This is a genomic window from Microbacterium dauci, from assembly GCF_030065535.1.
Classification (GTDB): Bacteria; Actinomycetota; Actinomycetes; order Actinomycetales; family Microbacteriaceae; genus Microbacterium; species Microbacterium dauci.
The window spans coordinates 699,339-719,579 of sequence record NZ_JASJND010000001.1; the positions used below are offsets into that span (position 1 = coordinate 699,339).

Genomic DNA, 20,241 nt, shown 5'->3' on the forward strand with positions numbered 1-20,241 from the left:
AGCCTCAGTTGGGACGTACCGGCAGGGACCTGCCGGCGAGCGAACGCCGCTGCGTCATGAGGCTCGCAGCGACCGCGTCGATCGCGGACGCCGCGGCATCCGCAGGTTCCGCGATCACGACCGGCTCACCGACGTCGCCGCCATGCCGGAGCGCGGGACTCAGGGGCACGCTGCCAAGCAGCGGCACCGCATCGGTCTCGGTCGACAGCGCCGCGGCGACCTGCGCGCCGCCGCCCGATCCGAACAGATCGACGAGCGTGCCGTCGGGGAGGGTGAAGGCCGCCATGTTCTCGACGACGCCCAGGACACGCTGACCGGTCTGGCGTGCGACGAGACCGCTCCGGACGGCGACATCGGATGCCGCGGCCTGCGGTGTCGTCACGACGAGCACCTCGGCATGGGGGAGGAGCTGGCCGACCGAGATCGCAACGTCGCCCGTGCCGGGCGGCATGTCGATGAGGAGCACGTCGAGGTCACCGAAGTGCACGTCGGTGAGGAACTGCTGCACGGTCCGGTGCAGCATCGGGCCGCGCCAAGCAACCGCGGCGGGGGCGTCCGGCGGCAGGAACATCCCGATCGAAATGGTCTTCACGCCGTGCGCGACCGGCGGCAGCATGAGGTCGTCGATCCGCGTGGGCTGCGGGGGCCGGCCGTCGGCGTCGGTGAGGCCCAGGAGCCCCGGGATCGAGAACCCGTGCACGTCCGCGTCGATGAGGCCGACAGCGAGCCCGCGCCGCGCCAGCGCGACGGCGAGGTTCGCGGTGAGCGTCGACTTGCCGACGCCGCCCTTGCCGCTCGTGACGGCGATCACGCGCGTGAGCGAGTCGGGGCCGAACGGCATCGTCCGCGGGCCGCGCAGGCGTTCGACGAGCGCGGCGCGCTCACTCGGGCTCATGACGCCGACCTCGACGGTCACGCTGTCGATCCCCGCGACAGATGCCGCCGCGTCTCGGACGTCGCGCTCGATGCGGTCGGCGGCCGGGCACCCGACGATCGTCAGCGCGATGCCCACGACCGCGACGCCGTCGTCGACCCGGACGTCACGGATCATGTCGAGCTCACCCAGGGGACGTCGCAGTTCCGGGTCGGTGACGGCGGAGACGGCACGCCGCACGAGTGCGGCGTCGGTCACGGGCGCTCGTCCTCGGCGGGGGTGTCGCGTTCGTCGAGCTCCTTCAGCAGCGCGCGGAGTTCCTGGCGGAGCACGTCGCGGGTGAGCACCTCGTGCTGCATGTCGGTCAGCGCCATCCGGAGCGCGACGACCTCGCGGGCGAGGTACTCGGTGTCGGCGAGGGTGCGCTCCGCGCGCTGACGGTCCTGCTCGATCTGCACGCGGTCGCGGTCGTCCTGACGGTTCTGCGCGAGGAGGATGAGCGGCGCGGCATACGAGGCCTGCAGCGAGAGCATGAGGGTGAGCGCGGTGAACCCGAGCGCCGCGTCGTCGAACCGCAGACCAATGGGCGCCGCGGTGTTCCACACGATCCAGGCGACGCAGAAGAGCGTCAGGATCAGCAGGAACGCGGGGGTTCCCATCGCGCGGGCGATCCACTCGGTGAAGCGTCCGAACCGGTCTCGCGACGGCTGCGGGGCACGACCCGTCGACCGACCGAGGACCGAGGTCCGACGGCCACGAGGGGCCTCGAACCCGGACTTCGGCGCGCGGGCCATCATCGGCGCACCTCCGGCTGCGCGTCGTCGGCATCCTGCGAGCGCCAGTCGTCGGGCAGCAGGTAGTCGAGCACGTCGTCGACCGTCACCGTGCCGACCAGGTGTCGGGCGTGGTCGACGACCGGGAGCGCCACGAGGTTGTAGCTCGCGAGCATGCGGGCGACCTCGGCGGCCGACGCAGACACGGGCACGGGCTCGACGGTGTCGTCGATGATCGAGCCGAGTCGCTCGTGCGGCGGGTACCGCAGCATCCGCTGGAAGTGCACGACGCCGAGGAGGCGTCCCGTCGGCGTCTCGTACGGCGGCAGCGTCACGTACACCGCGGCCGCGAGGGCGGGGTGCAGCTCGTGGCGGCGGATGAGGGCGAGCGCCTCGGCGACCGTGGCATCCGCCGACAGCACGATCGGCTCGCTCGTCATGAGACCACCGGCCGTGTCGGGACCGTGCTCGAGGAGGGCGCGCACGTCTTCGGCCTCTTCGGGCTCCATGAGTTCGAGGAGCTGCTCGGCGCGGACGTCCGAGAGGGCACCGAGCACGTCGGCGGCGTCGTCGGGCTCCATGGCGTCGAGCACGTCAGCGGCTCGCTCGTCGCCGAGTGCCTCGAGGATGTGCACCTGCTCGTCCTCGGGCATCTCCTCGAGTGCGTCGGCGAGGCGGTCGTCGGAGAGCTCCTCGGCGACTTCGAGCAGGCGCTCCTCGGGAAGGTCGAGCAGCGTGTTCGCGAGGTCGGCGGGCTTCAGTTCCGAGAACGACGCGACGAGCAGCTCCGCCGACTGCGCTTCACCGGCGACCTGCTGGTCGAGCACGTCGCTCCACTGCGCGAACGTCGTCGGGCCCTTGGCGAACGGCGACGCACTGGTCTTTGGCTTGCGGAGGAAGAGCTGGCCCACCTGCCAATCGCCGAGGCGGTCGCGTTCGATCGCGACGTCCTCGATGACGGCGGTGCCGGAGGCGTCCTTCAGATGGACGCTCCGACCGATGAGCTCGGTCATCACGCGCACCTCGCCGCCGCGCTGCTCGAAGCGGCGCACGTTGATGAGGCCTGTGGTGATGACCTGACCGCTGGCGATCGAGGTCACCCGACCGATCGAGAGGAACACGTTGCGTCTGCCGGGGATCTCGACGACCAAGCCGACGACGCGCGGCGGATCGTCTTTGCGATAGATGACGACGACGTCGCGGACGCGGCCGAGCCGGTCGCCCGCGGGATCGAAAACGGCACACCCGGTCAGGCGTGCGACGAAGACCCGCTGCGTGCTCACCCGTCCAGCGTAGTCCGCGAGTCCATCGCGGACTCTGCGCTGGCGCAAAGCCGCGCGTGTCAGACTGGTGCGATGAGCATGCTGGGCGGAGCACCCAAGGAGCACGGCGCCACGGTCGCGGAGTACGCCTCGTACGAGGCGGCCCAGAAGTCGGTCTCGACCCTCATCTCGTCGGACGTGCCGGCGCAGGACATCGCGATCGTCGGGCGCGGACTGCGCTCGGTCGAGCGCATCACGGGGCGCCTCGGGTACGCGACGGCGGCACGATCCGGCGCGATCAACGGGCTGCTGCTCGGTCTGCTGTTCGCGGCGATCTTCGTCCTCGGCAGCCCCGAGGCGGTCATCCAGGTGTTCGTCGGCGTCATGCTCGTCGGTATCGCCCTCGGCATGCTCATGAGCATCATCAGCTACTCGATCATCCGCCGCCGCCGCGACTACACGTCGGTCACGCAGGTCATCGCCGACCACTACGACGTGACGGTGCTGCCCCGCAGCTTCTCGCGCGCGAAGGACCTGCTCGGTCCCGCCGCCGCCCCCGTCGCGCCCGCGCCGGTCGACCTGACGACGCCGCCGCAGTACGGTGAACGCGTCGCACCGGGACAGCCGCTGCCCGAGCGCGTCGACCCGGCGCCGGCAGCTCCCGAAGAACGCGTCGACCCCGCTCCCGCGCCGCCCGTCGAACCGCCGCGCTACGGCGAGCGGATCGACCCGCCGGCCGACCCGGCGCCCGGGCCCGATCCCTCGCGATGATCTCCGTCGACCTGCCCGCCGGGACGGTCGAGGTCGGCGAGATCGTCGACGCGGCATCCGATCCATGGGCCGTCGTCGCGCTCGCACACGGTGCGGGAGCCGGGATGGACCACCCGTTCCTGGCAGGGGCGGCCGGTGCGCTGGCGGATGCCGGTGTCACGACGCTCCGCTTCGTCTTTCCCTACGTGCAAGCCGGTCGCCGCATGCCGGGTCCCGCCGCGCATGCGGTGGCGACGTGGCGGGCCGTCGCCTCGCGCGCCGCGGAGCTTGCCGACGCGCTGCCGTGGTTCGCTGCGGGCAAGTCGTACGGCGGCCGGATGGCGAGCGTCGCGGCATCCGAGGGCGTCATCGACCCCGCCGGACTCGTCTACCTCGGCTATCCGTTCCACCCGCCGGGGCAGCCCGAGAAGGCGCGCGCCGCGCATCTGCCGCAGATCGCGCAGCCGCAGCTGTTCCTCGCGGGCACCGTCGACCCGTTCCTGCAGCCGACCGACGACTTCGTCGCGGCGGTGGCGACGTGCCAGCGCGCCGAGATCGCCTGGACCGAGGGCGGCGGCCACTCCTTCGAGGTGAAGGGGCGCAAGCGCCCCGCCGAAGAGGTCGGCGCCGAGCTCGCGGCATCCGTCGTCCCCTGGCTTCGCGCACACGCCTGATCTCGCGCGCGGGCGTCAGCGGCCGGCGGCGTAGCCCTGCATGCCGCGAGGGTTGGCGGCGGCCCACAACTCGCCGGTCGCGCGGTCGAGACCGACGGCTCCGAGGCGGCCGAGCGCCCAGTCGCCGGCCCGCGTGACGGCGTGTCCGCGGGCGACGAGTGCGTCGATGACCTCGTCCCCGAGCCTGTCCTCGACGACGGCGCCGGCCGGCGTCCAGGTGCGCGGCCAGAACGAGTCGACCATCGCGGTGGTGTGCAGGGTCGGGGCGTCGATTGCCTGCTGGGCGGTGTAGCCGCCGACGAGCATGCGCAGGAGCATCGGCAGCTGCCACTGATCCTGCTGGTCGCCACCGGGGGTCCCCATCGCGATGACGGTGTCGCCCTGATGCACCATCGTCGGCGACAGCGTCGTCCGAGGCCTGCGGCCGGGGCGGAGCGCCGACGGCGACGACTCGTCCAACCAGGCCACCTGCAGTCGCGTCCCAAGGCAGAACCCGAGCTCGGGGATCGTCGGCGACGACTGCAACCAGCCGCCGGACGGTGTCACCGCGACGATGTTGCCCCAGCGGTCGACGACGTCGATCTGGCACGTGTCACCGCGCGTCTGGCCCGTCTTGGCGACCGTCGGCTCACCCGTGCCCGCCGCAGGGCCCGAGGCATCGGGCCGCCGGAGCGGCGGCACCCAGGTGTCGTCCCGCTCGGTGGCGCGCCAGTCAGCGGATGCCACACCCCCGAGCAACGCCCGTCGCGCGGCGACCTGCGGGTCAGCGAGCAGCCACGCCACATCTGCGCCATCGCCGAAGTGCGCGTCGCGGTCGGCGAGGACGAGCTTCAGCGTCTCGAGGATCGTGTGCGCGCCCTCGGGAGTCGCGGGGTCGAGCGTGTCCAGCGGCTCCAGGATGCGGAGCGCTTCGAGCAGCGCCGGTCCCTGGGTCCAGGCGCCCGCCTTGAAGACCGTCGCACCCCGGAACGACACGCTGAGCGGCTGCTCGTACCCGGCCTCGAATCCGGCGAAGTCGGCGGGCGTGATGACCGCAGCATGGTCGCCGCCGTCGGCGTGCCGATGCGGTGCGCCGAGGAATGCGGATGCAGCGTCGGCGACGAAGCCGGTGCGCCACGCGGCGCGCGCGGCCTCGATGCGGCCCACGCGGTCGGCGGCACCGTCGCCCGCCTTGACGAGGCGTTCGAGCGTGCGTGCGTAGGTCGGATTGCGGTGGCGGGTCCCGGCGGCGGGCGGAGCGCCCTCCGCGTCGAGCCAGAGCTCGGCGGAGGACGGCCAGTGCTCGCGGAACTGCACCGCGACGCGACCGATGGTCGCCGCCGCAGTCGGCAGCAGGGGGTGGCCACTCCGGGCGAGGTCGATGGCGTACGCCAGCACGTCGGCGAGTTCCCACGTGCCGTGGTCGCGCAACAGCACGAACCAGGCGTCGACCGCGCCGGGAACCGCCGCCGCGAGGCCGCCGGTCCCGGGGACGAGGTCGAGCCCTTCGGCACGGAAGTGCGAGATCGTCGCGCCCGCCGGCGCAGGGCCCTGCCCCATGAGCACCGTCGGCTCGGCGGCATCCGCCGGTTGGAAGAGCCCGACGAGATCGCCGCCGGGACCGTTCAGATGCGGCTCGGCGAGGTGCAACGCGAACCCACCCGCACAGGCGGCGTCGAAGGCGTTGCCGCCGCGCTCCAGCACGGACTGCGCGACCGCGGTCGCCGTCGCGTGCGTGGACGCGGCCATGCCGAAGGCGCCCGACAGCTGCGGCCGCGTCGTGAACGACGGCTGTGGGGTGAACGTCACGCGCGCGTGCCCGCGATCCACGCCTCGACTTCGTCGGCGGTGCGGGGGATGCCCGCCGACAGGTTCACCGGGCCCTCCTCGGTCATGAGGATGTCGTCCTCGATCCGCACGCCGATGCCGCGATACTCCTCAGGGACCGTGAGGTCGTCGATCTGGAAGTACAGGCCCGGCTCGATCGTGAAGACCATGCCGGGCGCGAGCTCCCCGTCGTAGTACATCTCGCGCCGCGCCTGCGCGCAGTCGTGCACGTCGATGCCGAGGTGGTGGCTCGTGCCGTGCACCATGTAGCGCCGGTGCTGGCCGCCGCGGTCGGCGTCGAGCGCCTCGTCGGCCGAGACCGGCAGCAGCCCCCACTCGGCGACCCGCGCGGCGATGACCGCCATGGCGGCCTCGTGCACGGCGCGGAACTTCACACCCGGGCGGGCCGCAGCGAACGCGGCATCCGCTGCCTCACGGACGGTCTCGTAGATCGCGCGCTGGATCGGCGTGAACGTTCCCGAGACCGGGAGCGTGCGGGTGATGTCGGCGGTGTAGAGGCTGTCGACCTCGACGCCCGCGTCGATGAGCACGAGGTCACCGGGGACGACGGCGCCGTCGTTGCGGGTCCAGTGCAGGTAGCAGGCGTGAGGGCCGGATGCCGCGATGGTGTCGTAGCCCTCGCCGTTGCCGTCGGTGCGTGCGCGCAGGTGGAAGACGCCCTCGATCGCCCGCTCGCCGCGCGGGGTGTCGATGATGCGGGGGAGTTCGGCGACGATGTCGTCGAAGCCGCGCGCGGTCGCGTCGACCGCGAGTTGCATCTGCGCGATCTCGTACGGGTCCTTCACGAGCCGGAGCTCCGAGACGAAGCGGGTGAGGCCCTCGTCCTCATCGAGCACCAGGTCGCCCTCGGATGCCGCGAACGCGTCGACGTGCGCCGTGGCGAGACCGAGGTCCGATGCGACGCCCTCGAGCGAAGGACGCGGCCCGATCCAGAACTCGCCGATCGTCGCGTCCGAATAGAACTCCGCGGTGGTGCGATCGGCGCGCTCGCGCAGGTACAGGGTGACCTCGTGACCGCCCTCGATCGGCTCGAAGACCAGCACCGAGTCGGGCACGGCGTCGGCCGACCAGCCGGTGAGGTGCGCGAACGCGGAGTGCGCGCGGAACGGGTAGTCGGTGTCGTTCGAGCGCTGCTTGTACGAGCCGGCCGGGATCACGAGGCGTGCGCCGGGGAACGCCGCGGACACCTTGTCGCGGCGCGCAGCCGCGTACGGCGCCTGCGCGCGCTGCGGGGGCAGCGATTCGGGCCGCTCGGCCCAGCCGGTGGAGATCGTGTCGAGGAATCCCTGCGGGAACGGCTGCTTGCGGTTCGTCGTGGTCGCCTGTTCGGCTGCCGGGACATCAGTCGACGTGGGGATCGTGTCGCGCTCGTCGGTGCTCATCCATCCAGTCTCGCACCCGCGCGGCATCCGGTCACCCGGTCGGTTCGAGTTGCACCACGACGGGGCGGTGGTCGCTGGCCGTGCCGTCGAGGGAGGTCAGCACGACCGACCCGGTCGCGGTCCAGGTGTCCGTCGCCATCACGTGGTCGATGGGGGTGCCCAGCAGCGCCGGCCACGCCGTGTCCCACGTGCCGACCGCGCCGTTGCCGGTGCGCTTCGCGGCATCGCTGCAGCGCCCGAGGTCGCCGCCGTCGGTGCCGTACCGCGCCATGTGGTCGAGGGTCGCGTTGAAGTCGCCCGCCATGATCACGTTCTCGCTCGCGCATTGGTCGGCCAGCCATCGCAGATCCGCGCGCCATTCGTCCATCGCGTTGGCGCGCGGAGCGACAGCGTGGACGGCGACGAACGTCGGGCCGTTCCCGTCGACGGGCATCGCGACCACGCTCGGGACCACCGAGGTGTTCGTGGTACCCGACGACGCCGACTCCACGACGGCGTAGTCGCCGAGGTCGGGGGAGATGAGGAGGGTCGTGTACGTGGCATCCCACCCCTCGTAGTTCTCCTCGTGGACCCACATCGGGTTGCCGCGCTCGCGCATCGCGACCGCGATCGCCTCACCGGTGTCGGCGTTCGTCTCGGGGAGCGCCACGACATCGACCTGCATGGCGATCGCCGTTTTCACCACGGCGTCGACGTCGGTCGCCTCGCCGGCGGTGTTCCACGTCATGACGCGGATGCTGTCGTCGGTCGGGTCGGGCAGGTGCGTGCTGCCGAACCCGCGGGACGCGAGGATGCCGGTGTTCGCCACACCCGCGACGACCGCGATCAACGCGATGCCGGCCCCGAACGCACGGGTGCGACGCCCGAGGCACAGCAGCAGCGCCACCACGGCGACCGCGCCGAAGGCCAGCACGAGCACCGGGCGCAGCGAGACGAGGTGCGCGAACGGTGTTTCGCGCTCGAGCCGGAAGAACTGCGGCCAGGTAACGATCGCGGCACCGATCGCCGCAGCGATCGTCACGAGGATCCCCAGCAGACGAAGCACACAGCGACGATAGACGGGCAGGCTGTGGAGAATCTGCGCGCTACGCTCGATCCCATGTCAGCCGGGCCAGCTCCGCAGGCTCGACGCGTCGGCGAGGCCGACCTCCACCTGCACTCCGACCACTCCGACGGCACCGAGCCGCCGGCAGCCGTCATGGCCGCCGCGCACCGTCACGGCATCCGCACGGCCGCCCTCACCGACCACGACACGACGGCGGGCTGGGCCGAAGCCGCCGACGCCGCCGTCTCGCTCGGCATGACCTTCATCCCGGGCATGGAGCTCTCGGCGCGGCACGAGTGGCGGAGCGTGCACGTGCTCGCGTACCTGTTCGACCCCGACGACAGCGGGCTCCGAGCGTTGACCGACAAGATCCGCGACTCCAGACTGAGCCGGGCCCGCACGATGGCCGACCGCATCGCGCGCGACTTCGACCTCACGTGGGACGACATCCTGGCGCAGACCGCAGCGGATGCCACGGTGGGCCGGCCCCACATCGCCGATGCCCTCGTCGCGCGCGGTCACGTCAGCGACCGCGGCGAGGCGTTCCGCGGCATCCTGAGCCCGTCGAGCCCCTACTACGTCGACCTGTTCGCGCCTGACCCGGTCACCGCCGTCGCGGCCGTCGCCGACGCCGGTGGCGTACCGATCATCGCTCACCCGGCCGGACGTGGCGGACTGCTTCCGGAGCGACTGCTCGAGCGACTCCGCGATGCCGGACTCGCGGGCTTCGAGGTCGGCCACCGCGAGAACGTCGAGCCCGGGCTCAGCCGCCTGCGTGTCTGGGCAGCGGACCGCGACATGATCACCACGGGCTCGAGCGACTACCACGGTCGCGGCAAGCCGAACCAGCCGGGGGAGTTCACCACCTCCGACGAGATGCTCGCGCGCATCGTCGCCACCGGCCGCGGATCACGGCCGGTCAGCGGCTGACGCGTTCGTCAGGCCGGGGGAGCGGCGTTCACGCCGGCACCCGAGCCACCGCCGCGGCGGCGACGACGGCGGCGCGCGGGAGCGGCGTTGCCGTCGTGGTGCTCCTTGCCGGCGCCGTCGTGGGTGCCCGCGCCGTCAGCTGCACGATCGGCGGAGCTCGAGTCCGAGTCGCCCGTCGAGGCCGCGGCATCCGCACCCTCGGCGAACGTCGCACCGACCTTCGTCTCACCCGAGGCGCCACGACGACGACGGCGGCGACGCGAGCCGCCCTCAGTCGTGCCGGCGGCCGCAGCGTCGGCGGCACGCTCGGGCCGCGCGGCACGAGCCGGCTGCGCCTTCGGTGCGGTCGCGATGCGGCCCTTGGTGCCTGCGGGGATGTCGAGGTCGGTGAACAGGTGCGGGCTCGACGAGTACGTCTCGACGGGTTCGGGCTGGCCGAACTCGAGGGCGCGGTTGATGAGAGCCCACTTGTGCAGGTCCTCCCAGTCCACGAACGTCACGGCGGTACCGGTCTTGCCGGCGCGGCCGGTGCGGCCGGCGCGGTGCAGGTAGGTCTGCTCCTCGTCGGGGATCGTGTGGTTGATGACGTGGGTGACGTCGTCGACGTCGATGCCGCGGGCGGCGACGTCGGTCGCGATGAGGACGTCCTTCTTGCCCGCCTTGAACGCGGCCATCGAGCGCTCGCGCGCCTCCTGGCTCATGTCGCCGTGGACGGCACCCGCGTTGAAGCCGCGGTCGTTCAGCTCGTCGACGAGACGTTGCGCGGCGCGCTTGGTGCGCGTGAAGATGACGGTCTTGCCGCGACCCTCGGCCTGCAGGATGCGGGCGATGACCTCGTCCTTGTCGAGCGAGTGCGCGCGGTAGACGACGTGCTTGATGTTCTTCTGCGTGATGCCCTCGTCGGGGTCGCTCGCGCGGATGTGGATCGGGTTCGACATGAACCGGCGGGCGAGCGCGACGATCGGTCCCGGCATGGTCGCCGAGTAGAGCATCGTGTGGCGCACCGGCGAGACCTTCTGGAAGATCTTCTCGATGTCGGGGAGGAAGCCGAGGTCGAGCATCTTGTCGGCCTCGTCGAGGACGACCTCGGTCGCGTTCGACAGGTCGAGCAGACGTTGGTTGTTCAGGTCGATGAGACGGCCGGGCGTGCCGACGACGATCTGCGCGCCGGCCTTGAGCTGGTCGATCTGCCCCTCGTAGGCCTTGCCGCCGTAGATGGCGACGACGTTGGTCGAGCGGCCCGAGGTGAGCATGTCCATGTCCTCGTAGACCTGCACCGCGAGCTCGCGTGTCGGGACGACGATGAGGGCCTTCACACCGGGGGAGGGATCGAGGCCGAGACGCTGCACGACGGGGATGCCGAAGCCGAACGTCTTACCGGTACCGGTCTTGGCCTGCCCGATGATGTCCTGGCCGGGGAGCCCGAGCGGGATGGTCTGCTCCTGGATCGGGAAGGACTCGACGATGCCCTTGGCGGCGAGGACATCGACGATGTCCTGGTCGACGCCGAGCTCTGCGAAAGTCGTCACTGTTTCCATGCCTGTCTGGCGGTGAGAGGCCGCCGCGATGAGGGTCCACGCCCTTCACTCAGCCACAGGCGCGGGGTCCCGATCCGACGCCGGGACGAATCCACCCTACCCGAGCGGCACTCGGCTCCCCGTAGGCTGGCCCGGTGGTGAGGTGGTTCTGGCAGCGGCGTCCGGCGCCCGGTCGCATCCTTCGGTTGCGTTCGCGCGACGAGGCGAGCGACGTCCGTCGTGTCGATTTCGAGCAGCTCGCGCCCGACGTGTCGACGTATCTCGGCCAGGCCGCGTACCTGCAGCTCGGCTACGTCGAGACGCTGAGCGCGCTGATCGAGCGCAGCCCCGAGCTCTCCCACAAGGCCTCGCTCTCGCGCGCCGTCGGCGCGGCGCTGCTCAAGCACGAGCGCCTCGTCGAGCTGATCCGTGACCGCGGTGACGACCCACTCGCGCTCATGCTCCCGTTCCGCGAGCCGCTCGACGCGTTCCGCCTCGCGACGCACGGTGCCCGTCCGCTCGAGACGATGCTCTCGGTGCACATCACCGCGGGGATCCTCGACGACTTCTATCTGTCGCTCTCGGGCAGCTACGGCGATGCCGGCCGCCGCGCGGCATCCATCCTCCGCGCCGACGACGACCAGGCCCAGCTCGTCGCGATCATCACCGACGCGATCGCCGCCGACGAGGAGTGGCGCGGGATGCTCAGCATGTGGGGCAGGCGGCTCGTCGGCGACACACTGCTCGTCGCGCGCGGCGCACTGCGCCCGGGCGGGCTCGACGTCAACGACGAGAAGCAGGTCGAGCCGGTGTTCACCCAGCTCCTCGGCGCGCACGCGCGTCGGATGACCGCCATCGGCCTGGAGGCCTGAAGGCCGATCGAGACGGCGTCAGTCGGCTGCTGCTGCGCTCAGCCGAGACCGAGCGAAGCGCTCAGCCGAGACCGAGCGAAGCGCTCAGCCGATGCCGAGCGCTGCGCGCTCGCTCGCGTCGGCGCTCGCACGACGCCGACTGAGCGTACGGAGCGCGAGCGGTACGATCACCGCCGGTGCCGCGAAGGTCGCGAGCCAGGTCCACAGCGAGTCGGGACCTTGCCCTGCCCACGTGAGGATCATCCACGCGAGCGCCCCGATTGCGGTCCCCAGCAGCGGTCCGACGGCGACGCCGCGCAGGCCGCGCTGCGGGAGCGCGAAGTGTGCGGCGGTGCCGATCGACGCGCCGATGACGAGCGCGAGGACGATGAGCATGTCAGGCGACGAAGCCGACGCGCCGCGACTGGTCGGTGCCGACCTCGACGAACGTGATGCCCGCGGTCGGGATGAGGTAGGTGGCGCCCTTCGCATCGGCGAGGGTCACGTAGGCGGCGCCCGCGTCGAGCGCGGTCGCAACGGTGGTACGCACCGCGTCGGCGGTCTCGTTCGAATCGAAGCTGAGCTCGCGCGAGTTCGCGATGCCGATGCGGATCTCCACGGTGGTGCCTGCCTTCCCTGCCCGCCGGTGCGGGCGCAGTCCGAGCCTACGACACCGGTACCGAGCGGATGCCGCCACCGCAACGCTGTGGGCGAACGGTGTCGGCCGTGCGGGTTAGCGTGGGCGCATGGGTTCCGCTCCGACGCTCGATGCCGCCCAGCGTCGCGTGGTCGACCTCCCGGCATCCGCGAACGGCGTCGTGATCGGCGCGCCCGGGAGTGGGAAGACGACGGTTGTCGTCGAACGGATCGTGGCGCTCGTCGGCGGCGGGCTCGCACCGGAGCAGGTGATGGTGTTGACGCCGACGCGGACGGCCGCGACCGCGCTGCGTGACCGCCTCGCGCTGGCGGTGGGCGTCGCGACCGCGGGCCCGCTGGCGCGGTCGCTCGCGGCGTTCGCATTCCAGGTCGTCCGAGCGCACGCGGTGCACGCCGGCGACGAACCGCCGCGGCTGCTGACCGGCCCCGACGAGGACCGCATCATCGCGGATCTGCTTGCCGGCGACGCCCAGGACGAGCTCGACGGAGCCTCGCGCTGGCCGACGTGGCTCGGCACCGAGATCCGGGCGACGGCGGGGTTCCGCGCTGAGCTCCGAGCGTTCCTCGCCGAGCTGACGACGCTCGGGATCACAGCGGACGAGCTCGAACACCGTGCCGATCGCGACGATCGTGAGGTCTGGCACTCGCTCGCGTCGTTCGCCCGCGAGTACAGCGGGGTGCGCGGGCGCATGCGTGGCGCGCATCGCGACGCGGCCGGACTCATCCGTGAGGCGGTCGGACTGCTCCGAGATCGCGTCACGGGGGCGCGCCTGCTGTCGGACCTCCGCGCGATCGTCGTCGACGACGCCCAGGAGCTCACGCTCGGCGGCGTCGAGCTGCTCGAGGCGTGCCGCAGCCACGGTGTCGCGGTCCTGGCAGTCGGCGACCCGGATGTCGGGTCGGGCTCATTCCGCGGCGCGCGGCCCGAGAACTTCGCGCGGCTCGCGGTCGACACCCATGTGCTCGACGGCGCGCACCGTGGGACGAGGATGCAGCGAGATCTCGTCGCCGAGGTGACGGCGCGGATCGGTGCCGCCGGCCTCGTGGCGCACCGCCGCGCGCCCGGTGGTGCGCCACCGGACGGGAGCGTGCGTGCGTTCGCGCTGCGCTCGCGCGCCGAGGAGTACGACCACATCGCACGGCTGCTCCGCGAACGGCACGTGCACGACGGCGTGCCGTGGGAGCAGTGCGCCGTCATCGCACACGACACGCGACAAGTCACCGCCCTTGAATCCGAGCTCGCCGCGCGCGACGTCCCGACGGCCGCGATCGGTCCGGCACGGTCGTTCGCCGACACCGCGATCGTTCGGGAACTCCTGCGTGCCGTGGTCGTCTCCGCTCGTGACGACGACGAGTGGGATGCCGACGACGTCCAGGACCTCCTCTCCGGTGGTGGGCTCGACCCCGTCGAACTCCGCCGGCTGCGCACCGCACTGCGACACCACGAGCTCACGGAAGGGGGCGACCGCGGCGCCCGCGAGCTGCTGGCGTCCGGGGTGCGGCATCCGCTCGAGTTCGATCTCATCGACACACCCGAAGCGCGCCGCGCCGCGCGGATCGCGCGGACGGTCGCCGACCTCCGCGAACAGCAGGGGCGCGGCGCGACGGCGCACGAGCTGCTGTGGACCGTGTGGGAGCAGCAGGGGCGCGAGCGTCCGCTCCGCGTCGCCGCCGACGGCCACGGTCCGCTCGCGGAGCAGGCGAGGCGCGACCTCGACGCCGTCGTCGCGCTCTTCGAGGCCGCCAAGCGTCACGGCGAGCGCGAAGACGGCACGCTGCCCGTCGACTACCTGCGCGCGGTGCTCGACTCCGAGGTCGCGGAAGACCGCCTCGCGACGTCGGTCCGGGCGAGCGGCGTCCAGGTCTCGACGCCGGCGGGTGCGCTCGGGCTCGAGTTCGACACCGTCGTCGTCGCCGGTGTGCAGGACGGCGTCTGGCCGAACCTGCGGGTGCGCGGCGGGCTGCTCGACACGTGGCTCCTCGCCGACGACGCGGACAACGCGCTCGACCGCCGCCGCACGGTGCTGCACGACGAGCTGCGGCTGTTCGCCCGCGCGGTGTCACGGGCGCGGTCCCGCCTCGTCGTGACCGCGGTCGACGACGACGACACCGGGCCGAGTGCGTTACTCGACCTGCTGCCGCCCGCTGAGCCCGCGCCGCGGGAAGCGGGGCATCCGCTGACGCTCCGCGGCCTCGTGGCGCAGCACCGTCGTACGCTCACCGACCCGCGCGCGGGCAGCGCTGCCCGGGAGCACGCCGCAGGTCAGCTCGCCTTGCTGGCGGATGCCGGTGTCGCCGGCGCCGACCCGGGCGAGTGGTACGGCGTCGCCGCGCCGACCTCCGACGCAGCGCTGCGCGACCTCGACGTCGCGCCCGTTCGGGTATCGCCGTCGCGGATCCACGCGCTCGAGGAATGCCAACTCGACTGGGTGATCGGCGATCTCGGTGGGGATCCCGGGACGGCGACGGCCGGTGTCGGCACACTGCTGCACGCCGCGCTCGAACACATCGCCGTGTCGGATGAGGCGGCGCTGTGGGCCTTCGTGGATGCACGCTGGTCGCAGCTCGACTTCGAATCGGGGTGGGTCGACGAGTCGGAGCGGCGACGCGCACGCGACCTGGTGTCGCGCCTCGCTTCCTACCTCCGCGACGTCGAACGCAGCGGCGGCGAGCTCATCGGTGCCGAGCGGACCTTTGAGGTGGAGGTTCCCGTCGAGGGTGCCGCGCACCCCGCTGTGCTCCGGGGCTCGATCGACCGGGTCGAGCGGCTCCCGGACGGCCGCGTCGTGATCGTGGACCTCAAGACCGGACGCAGCGAGGCGACGGGGGACGGCGCCGCGATCGACAACCCGCAACTCGCCGCGTACCAGCTGGCCTTCGAAGCAGGCGCCATCCCTGCCGCGGGCGACGCGGAATCCGCCGGGGCGAAACTCGTCGTCCTCAAGCAGAAGCAGAAGTCCCCCTACGCGCAGCCCACCCAGCCGCCGTTCGACGAGGAGACGCGCGCTGCGTTCGTCGGCCGGATCCACCGCGCGGTCGAGATCATGCAGGGGACGAGTTTCGAGGCTCCCTACGAGGCGCACTGCCGCGACGACCACACCCGCGGCCTCTGCCGCATCCACACGGTGGGGCCGGTGAGTGCCTCATGACGATCAGTCCCGAGGCGATCGCCGCGGCGCTCGGCCAGTTCCCGCCGACACCGGAGCAGGCGGCGGTGATCGCCGCGCCGCTCGCACCGGCCCTCGTCGTCGCGGGTGCCGGCAGCGGCAAGACCGAGACGATGGCGGGCCGCGTCGTGTGGCTCGTCGCGAACGGGCTCGTCCGCCGCGACCAGGTGCTCGGGCTGACCTTCACGCGCAAGGCCGCCGGTGAGCTCGGCGAGCGGATCGGCAGACGGCTGCAACGGCTCGCGGAGTTCGAGCGGCGCGGTCTGCTGGTCGAGTTCCCGGCACTCCACGCAGCCGGACGCCTCGACGTGTTCGGTCGGCTCGAACGTGCGGGCGCCCCCGAAGCGGAGCGACGCGCCGCGCTCGATGCACTCGCGCCGTCGCCGTCATCGCCCCCGGACGCCGACGCGCTCCTCGACCGCCCCACGATCGCGACGTACAACAGCTTCGCCGATGCGATCGTCCGCGAGCATGCCGTGCGGATCGGCCGGGATGCCGACGCTGTGGTGCTCAGCGAGTCGGCGGCGTGGCTGCTGATGCGGCAGGTCGTCTACGCGTCGGACGACCCACGACTGCCGGACCGCATCGAGCGTCCGTCGACCATCATCGACGCCGCGCTCCGCGTCGCACGCGACCGCGTCGACAACCGCGCCGACCTCGACGAACTCGAGGCGTTCGCGGATGCCTTCCAGGACGTCCTCGAGCGCCCGTCCGAGAACAGTCGCACGACGGTGTACGCGGACATCCGCGCGGCCGCCGAGAAGGTCGGCGGGCTGGGCGTGCTCGTCGGGCTCGCGCGCGCCTACGACGACGAGAAGCGGAGGCGCGGCGTGATCGACTTCTCGGACCAGGTCGCCGGCGCGGCATCCGTCGTCGACGCGCACCGCGCCGTCGGGGACGACCTGCGCGAGCGCTATCGCGTCGTTCTGCTCGACGAGTACCAGGACACCTCGGTTGTCCAGACCGACCTGCTCTCGGGGCTCTTCGCAGGGACTGCCGTGATGGCCGTCGGCGACCCCCACCAGTCGATCTACGGGTGGCGCGGCGCCAGCGCCGGCAACCTCGGCGACTTCGCCGCCGCGTTCCAGGGTGACGCACACGCGACGACCTATTCACTGCTGACGAGCTGGCGCAACAGCGTCGACGTGCTGCGTGCGGCCACTGCCGTGCTCGCGCCACTCGCGGCATCCGCTCCGGTCGAGGTCGGAACGCTCCGGCCGCGGCCCGACGCGCCGCAGGGGCACGTCGAGGTCGTGGTCGACACCGATGTCGAGGCCGAAGCGGATCGCGTCGCTGCGTGGTTCGATGAGGTTCGCGGCGCTCGACGGGGCGCCGGGCACGGCACGACCGGCGCGGTGCTCCTGCGCAGCAAGCGGCACATGCAGCGCTTCGCCGATGCGCTGGGCAGGCGCGGCATCCCGCATCGCATCCTCGGCCTCGGCGGCCTCCTGTCGACTCCCGAGGTGGTCGATGTCGTCGCGGCACTCCGCGTGATCGCCGATCCACGCGCCGGCTCGCCGCTCATCCGATTGCTCGCGGGCCCACGCTGGGCGATCGGGCTCGCCGACCTGCGCGAGCTGTCGAGCCTCGCCGACCGGCTCTCACGACACGACACGGCACTGCAACCGCTCGCCGCCGACGTCGCCGAGGGCATGCGCTCGTCGGCCGGCGACGAACGCGGATCGATCGTCCTTGCACTCGACTTCATCGCCCGACAGAAGGCCGACCACGGGTGGCTCGCCGGTTTCACGGATGCCGCACGCACGCGACTCCGCGACGCCGGTGCGGTCTTCGCGGGGCTGCGCCGCGCCGCGGCGCTGCCGATTCCCGAGCTCGTGCGACTCGTCGAGGCCGAGCTGCGGCTCGATGTGGAGCTCGCTGCGAACGAGGCGCGCGGGCCGGCGCGGATCGCCGGCGATCAGCTGCGCGCGTTCGTCGACGAACTGCAAGGGTTCCTGCAGACCGAGGAGCGCGGGTCGCTCTCGGCACTGCTGGCATGGCTCGACCGCGCCGAGCGGCTCGACGAGTTCGCACCTCGCACCGAGCCCCCCGAGGACGACGTTGTGCAGCTCCTCACGATCCACGGGTCGAAGGGGCTCGAGTGGGACGCCGTCGCCGTGGTCCGCGGCGTGGAGGACGAACTGCCATCGGCGCTGCGCGACAAACAGGGCTGGCTCGGATTCGGCGTGCTCCCGTTCCCATTCCGCGGCGACCGCGCGTGGCTCCCCGAGTTCGCGTGGCGGGAGCATCAGTCCGAGACGCAGCAGGAACTCAAAACCGCACTCGCCCGATATCACGAGGGCATCAAGGAGCGGCACCTCGCCGAAGAGCGCCGGCTCGCCTATGTCGCAGTTACGCGTGCCCGTGAGCACCTCCTGCTGACGGGGTCACCGTGGGCGGGGACGAAGCAGCCGCGGCGGACGAGCCGGTTCCTAGTCGAGATCGCAGCAGAACTCGGCATCGACCTGCCCGACCTCGATGTCGGCGACAACCCGTTCGACGGGGCGAGGGCGACCCTTCAGTGGCCGCTCGATCCGCTCGGCGCCCGTCGCTCAGGCGTCGAGCGGGGTGCTGCCGACGTCCGCGCCGCGCAGGGGGCCCCGCGGCACGAGCCGACGCGCGACCTCGAGCTCCTCCTTGCCGAGCGTGCGGCCCGCCTCGCGGGTCACGACACGCCCGCGCCGACCCGGATCCCGGCGTCGCGGTACAAGGAGTTCGTCGCCGACTACGCGGCAGCCGCCGTCGCCGTGCACCGCCCGTTGCCGGAGCGGCCCTATCGGCAGACGCGGCTGGGCACGATCTTCCACGCCTGGGTCGAGCGCAGGTCGGGCCTTGTCGCCTCGGCCCGCTCGAGCGACGACACACTGTGGGACGAGGACGAGGAGCGCACGGGGAGCGTCAACGAAGCCGATGCCGCCGCCCTCGCACGACTGCAGGAGGCGTTCCTCGCCTCGGAGTGGGCGGAGCTCCAGCCGATCGCCGTGGAGACAGAGATCGATTTCACCGATCCCGACGCGTTCGGCGACGGCCGCGCACACGTCATCATCTGCAAGCTCGACGCCGTCTACCGCCGCGGTGACCGCATCGAGATCGTCGACTGGAAGACGGGGCGTCCACCGCGCACCGCGGCAGAGCGTGCCGAGCGGATGCTGCAGCTCGAGCTCTACCGACGCGCGTACCACGTGCGACACGGTGTCCCGGTCGAGCAGATCGACGTCGTGCTCTTCTACGTCGGTGACGGCGTGATCCTGCGCGGGTGAAGGGCGCGACTCAGCGCGATCGCTCAGGCGGTGCCGGTCCAGCGACGCAGCGCGTTCCGGGCGGCGTCGTCGGGGTCGCGGTCGTCGTCCTCGTCGGTGGCGGGCGCTGACCACTCCGCGGCATCCGTCGTCACGGGCCACTCGGCGGATTCGATCGGCTGCGTCTCGTCGCCCGACCGGTCGTCGTCCTCGTCGTCGAAGAGGTCCATCGAACCGGGGTCGTACGCGTCGGTCTGCATCGACGTGTCGACGGCGGCATCGCGCGCGTCGGGCACCCGACCGAGCGCCGCGAACGCGTCGTCGACGGTCACGGGTGCGGCGGCGATCGCCGGCTCATCGCGGACGCTGTCGTCGAGCGATGTGAGCAGGGCGACGGCGTCGTCCATGATCGACTCCGAGCCGGCCTCGTGGCCGTGCACGAGCCACTTCGCGAACTCCAGCTCCGCGTGCAGTCGCGCACGCTCGGCGAGCATCGCGTCGGGGGCGCGGCCCGCGGATGCCGCGTACGCCGCCACCACATCGGTGGCGGCATCCGGTGCGGACGAGATCCACCGGAGGTCCTCGGCGGGATCGCCGACGCGGAGCCCTGCCCACGAGAGGAGCCCCGAGATGGTGGGCACGTCGTCGACGTCGACGAAGGTGAACGACGAGGGATCGACTCCGCCGAGGGTCACCGTCGGCTCGAAGCGCCACAGCGTGTCGACAGCGAGCGCACGGCTCCAGCGTCGGAGCAAGCCGAACGGCAGGCGTCCGGTCGCTTCAGCGCGGTCGAGCAGCCGCTCGGTGTCGCCTTGCACCTGCGCGGCGGTCGACACGGGGACCCCGGCCCCCTGCACGATCGAGGCGGGGAGGTCGTGGACGGCGGCGATCGCGCCGGCCAACGCGGAGGCGACGCCACGGCCGGCGGGCACGTGCGCGGCATCCACTCGATAGCCGTCGAGATGGGTGAAAACTCGGGCGATCCGGTCGCCGAGGCGCGCGCGCCCCAGGACGTCGGGCGCGCGGAAGCCGATGACCGAGCGGACGCCCGTGGTCAGCGCGGCGAGGGCGCGTTCTTCGAGCGCGAGATCGTTCTCTGCGTCGGCGGTGATGGGCACGCGGACGACGAGTCGGCGATCGTCGTCAGTGCGCAGGAGGGCGCTGTCGTAGCGCCCGGTGGCGTGCTCGGTGAGCGCCGCGGCGCTGACGAAGCGGGCGCCCTCGGTGCCGGTCCCCGAGAGAGCGGCCGTCGCCGCCGCGGCTAGAGTGAGGGGTGAGCGTGCCATGCCCCCA

The 20,241-nt window shown here is 72.2% G+C and carries 16 protein-coding genes; 6 read left to right on the forward strand and 10 right to left on the reverse strand.

All coding sequences use genetic code 11. The annotated features are described in order from the left end of the window. Positions 1–4: 4 nt before the first annotated feature. The 3 genes from QNI14_RS03370 to QNI14_RS03380 are packed head-to-tail and all read right to left on the reverse strand — an operon-like array spanning position 5 to position 2,930. Positions 5–1,132: an Mrp/NBP35 family ATP-binding protein gene (locus QNI14_RS03370; protein WP_283714809.1), complete on the reverse strand. Its 1,128-nt coding sequence runs from the start codon at positions 1,130–1,132 to the stop codon at positions 5–7. Continuing rightward, complete coding sequence (locus QNI14_RS03375) at positions 1,129–1,668, reverse strand: DUF1003 domain-containing protein (protein ID WP_283714811.1); 540 nt, start codon at positions 1,666–1,668, stop codon at positions 1,129–1,131. Before QNI14_RS03375 ends, QNI14_RS03370 begins: the two co-directional genes overlap by 4 nt. Then, a complete protein-coding gene (locus QNI14_RS03380; protein WP_283714812.1) occupies positions 1,668–2,930 on the reverse strand; it encodes a magnesium transporter MgtE N-terminal domain-containing protein in 1,263 nt (420 codons plus the stop codon). The genes QNI14_RS03375 and QNI14_RS03380 overlap by 1 nt, the downstream gene beginning before the upstream one ends. 72 nt (positions 2,931–3,002) lie before the next feature. On the opposite strand from QNI14_RS03380, the gene QNI14_RS03385 reads away from it, so the two are divergent. Both QNI14_RS03385 and QNI14_RS03390 read left to right on the forward strand, forming a co-directional pair. Next, on the forward strand, positions 3,003–3,680 hold the full coding sequence (locus QNI14_RS03385) for a YflT domain-containing protein (protein WP_283714814.1): 678 nt from the start codon (positions 3,003–3,005) through the stop codon (positions 3,678–3,680). Then, the gene (locus QNI14_RS03390) at positions 3,677–4,333 is read left to right on the forward strand and encodes an alpha/beta hydrolase family protein (protein ID WP_283714816.1); all 657 of its coding nucleotides are present in this window, start codon (positions 3,677–3,679) and stop codon (positions 4,331–4,333) included. Before QNI14_RS03385 ends, QNI14_RS03390 begins: the two co-directional genes overlap by 4 nt. Before the next feature lie 15 nt (positions 4,334–4,348). Here the strand turns inward: QNI14_RS03390 and QNI14_RS03395 are convergent, their stop codons facing one another. The 3 genes from QNI14_RS03395 to QNI14_RS03405 are packed head-to-tail and all read right to left on the reverse strand — an operon-like array spanning position 4,349 to position 8,587. Next, on the reverse strand, positions 4,349–6,121 hold the full coding sequence (locus QNI14_RS03395) for a gamma-glutamyltransferase family protein (protein ID WP_283714818.1): 1,773 nt from the start codon (positions 6,119–6,121) through the stop codon (positions 4,349–4,351). Next, entirely contained in the window at positions 6,118–7,542 is a 1,425-nt protein-coding gene (locus tag QNI14_RS03400) for an aminopeptidase P family protein (protein ID WP_283714819.1), read from the reverse strand. Before QNI14_RS03400 ends, QNI14_RS03395 begins: the two co-directional genes overlap by 4 nt. Positions 7,543–7,573: 31 nt before the next feature. Then, the gene (locus tag QNI14_RS03405) at positions 7,574–8,587 is read right to left on the reverse strand and encodes an endonuclease/exonuclease/phosphatase family protein (RefSeq protein ID WP_283714821.1); all 1,014 of its coding nucleotides are present in this window, start codon (positions 8,585–8,587) and stop codon (positions 7,574–7,576) included. Positions 8,588–8,641: 54 nt separating this feature from the next. On the opposite strand from QNI14_RS03405, the gene QNI14_RS03410 reads away from it, so the two are divergent. Continuing rightward, the gene (locus QNI14_RS03410; RefSeq protein ID WP_283714822.1) at positions 8,642–9,517 is read left to right on the forward strand and encodes a PHP domain-containing protein; all 876 of its coding nucleotides are present in this window, start codon (positions 8,642–8,644) and stop codon (positions 9,515–9,517) included. A gap of 8 nt (positions 9,518–9,525) precedes the next feature. On the opposite strand, the gene QNI14_RS03415 is transcribed toward QNI14_RS03410, so the two are convergent. Beyond that, positions 9,526–11,046 carry a DEAD/DEAH box helicase gene (locus tag QNI14_RS03415; RefSeq protein WP_283714825.1) on the reverse strand — a complete coding sequence of 507 codons (1,521 nt, stop codon included), beginning with the start codon at positions 11,044–11,046 and terminating at the stop codon, positions 9,526–9,528. 143 nt (positions 11,047–11,189) lie between these two features. Between QNI14_RS03415 and QNI14_RS03420 the strand changes: the two genes are divergently transcribed. Continuing rightward, positions 11,190–11,906 carry a ferritin-like fold-containing protein gene (locus QNI14_RS03420; RefSeq protein ID WP_283714826.1) on the forward strand — a complete coding sequence of 239 codons (717 nt, stop codon included), beginning with the start codon at positions 11,190–11,192 and terminating at the stop codon, positions 11,904–11,906. An 84-nt stretch (positions 11,907–11,990) separates the two neighbouring features. On the opposite strand, the gene QNI14_RS03425 is transcribed toward QNI14_RS03420, so the two are convergent. Together QNI14_RS03425 and QNI14_RS03430 are read right to left on the reverse strand one after the other, a co-directional pair. Then, positions 11,991–12,281 (reverse strand): hypothetical protein, encoded by a 291-nt coding sequence (locus QNI14_RS03425; protein ID WP_283714827.1) that lies wholly within the window; start codon positions 12,279–12,281, stop codon positions 11,991–11,993. Position 12,282: 1 nt separating this feature from the next. Continuing rightward, positions 12,283–12,504, reverse strand: a complete 222-nt coding sequence (locus tag QNI14_RS03430; protein ID WP_283714828.1) for a DUF3107 domain-containing protein — start codon at positions 12,502–12,504, stop codon at positions 12,283–12,285. 127 nt (positions 12,505–12,631) lie between these two features. On the opposite strand from QNI14_RS03430, the gene QNI14_RS03435 reads away from it, so the two are divergent. Then, positions 12,632–15,691, forward strand: a complete 3,060-nt coding sequence (locus QNI14_RS03435; RefSeq protein ID WP_283714829.1) for an ATP-dependent helicase — start codon at positions 12,632–12,634, stop codon at positions 15,689–15,691. Beyond that, entirely contained in the window at positions 15,688–18,969 is a 3,282-nt protein-coding gene (locus QNI14_RS03440; RefSeq protein ID WP_283714831.1) for an ATP-dependent helicase, read from the forward strand. The genes QNI14_RS03435 and QNI14_RS03440 overlap by 4 nt, the downstream gene beginning before the upstream one ends. Before the next feature lie 23 nt (positions 18,970–18,992). On the opposite strand, the gene QNI14_RS03445 is transcribed toward QNI14_RS03440, so the two are convergent. Next, on the reverse strand, positions 18,993–20,234 hold the full coding sequence (locus QNI14_RS03445) for a phosphotransferase (RefSeq protein WP_283714833.1): 1,242 nt from the start codon (positions 20,232–20,234) through the stop codon (positions 18,993–18,995). Between the last annotated feature and the right edge of the window lie 7 nt (positions 20,235–20,241).

Excerpts from the sequence above, each read along its gene's own strand:
- QNI14_RS03375 (WP_283714811.1), bottom strand. The coding sequence starts at position 1,668 with ATGGCCCGCGCGCCGAAGTCCGGGTTCGAGGCCCCTCGTGGCCGTCGG.
- QNI14_RS03385 (WP_283714814.1), top strand. The coding sequence starts at position 3,003 with ATGAGCATGCTGGGCGGAGCACCCAAGGAGCACGGCGCCACGGTCGCG.
- QNI14_RS03390 (WP_283714816.1), top strand. The coding sequence starts at position 3,677 with ATGATCTCCGTCGACCTGCCCGCCGGGACGGTCGAGGTCGGCGAGATC.
- QNI14_RS03400 (WP_283714819.1), bottom strand. The coding sequence starts at position 7,542 with ATGAGCACCGACGAGCGCGACACGATCCCCACGTCGACTGATGTCCCG.
- QNI14_RS03410 (WP_283714822.1), top strand. The coding sequence starts at position 8,642 with ATGTCAGCCGGGCCAGCTCCGCAGGCTCGACGCGTCGGCGAGGCCGAC.
- QNI14_RS03425 (WP_283714827.1), bottom strand. The coding sequence starts at position 12,281 with ATGCTCATCGTCCTCGCGCTCGTCATCGGCGCGTCGATCGGCACCGCC.
- QNI14_RS03435 (WP_283714829.1), top strand. The coding sequence starts at position 12,632 with ATGGGTTCCGCTCCGACGCTCGATGCCGCCCAGCGTCGCGTGGTCGAC.
- QNI14_RS03440 (WP_283714831.1), top strand. The coding sequence starts at position 15,688 with ATGACGATCAGTCCCGAGGCGATCGCCGCGGCGCTCGGCCAGTTCCCG.
- QNI14_RS03445 (WP_283714833.1), bottom strand. The coding sequence starts at position 20,234 with ATGGCACGCTCACCCCTCACTCTAGCCGCGGCGGCGACGGCCGCTCTC.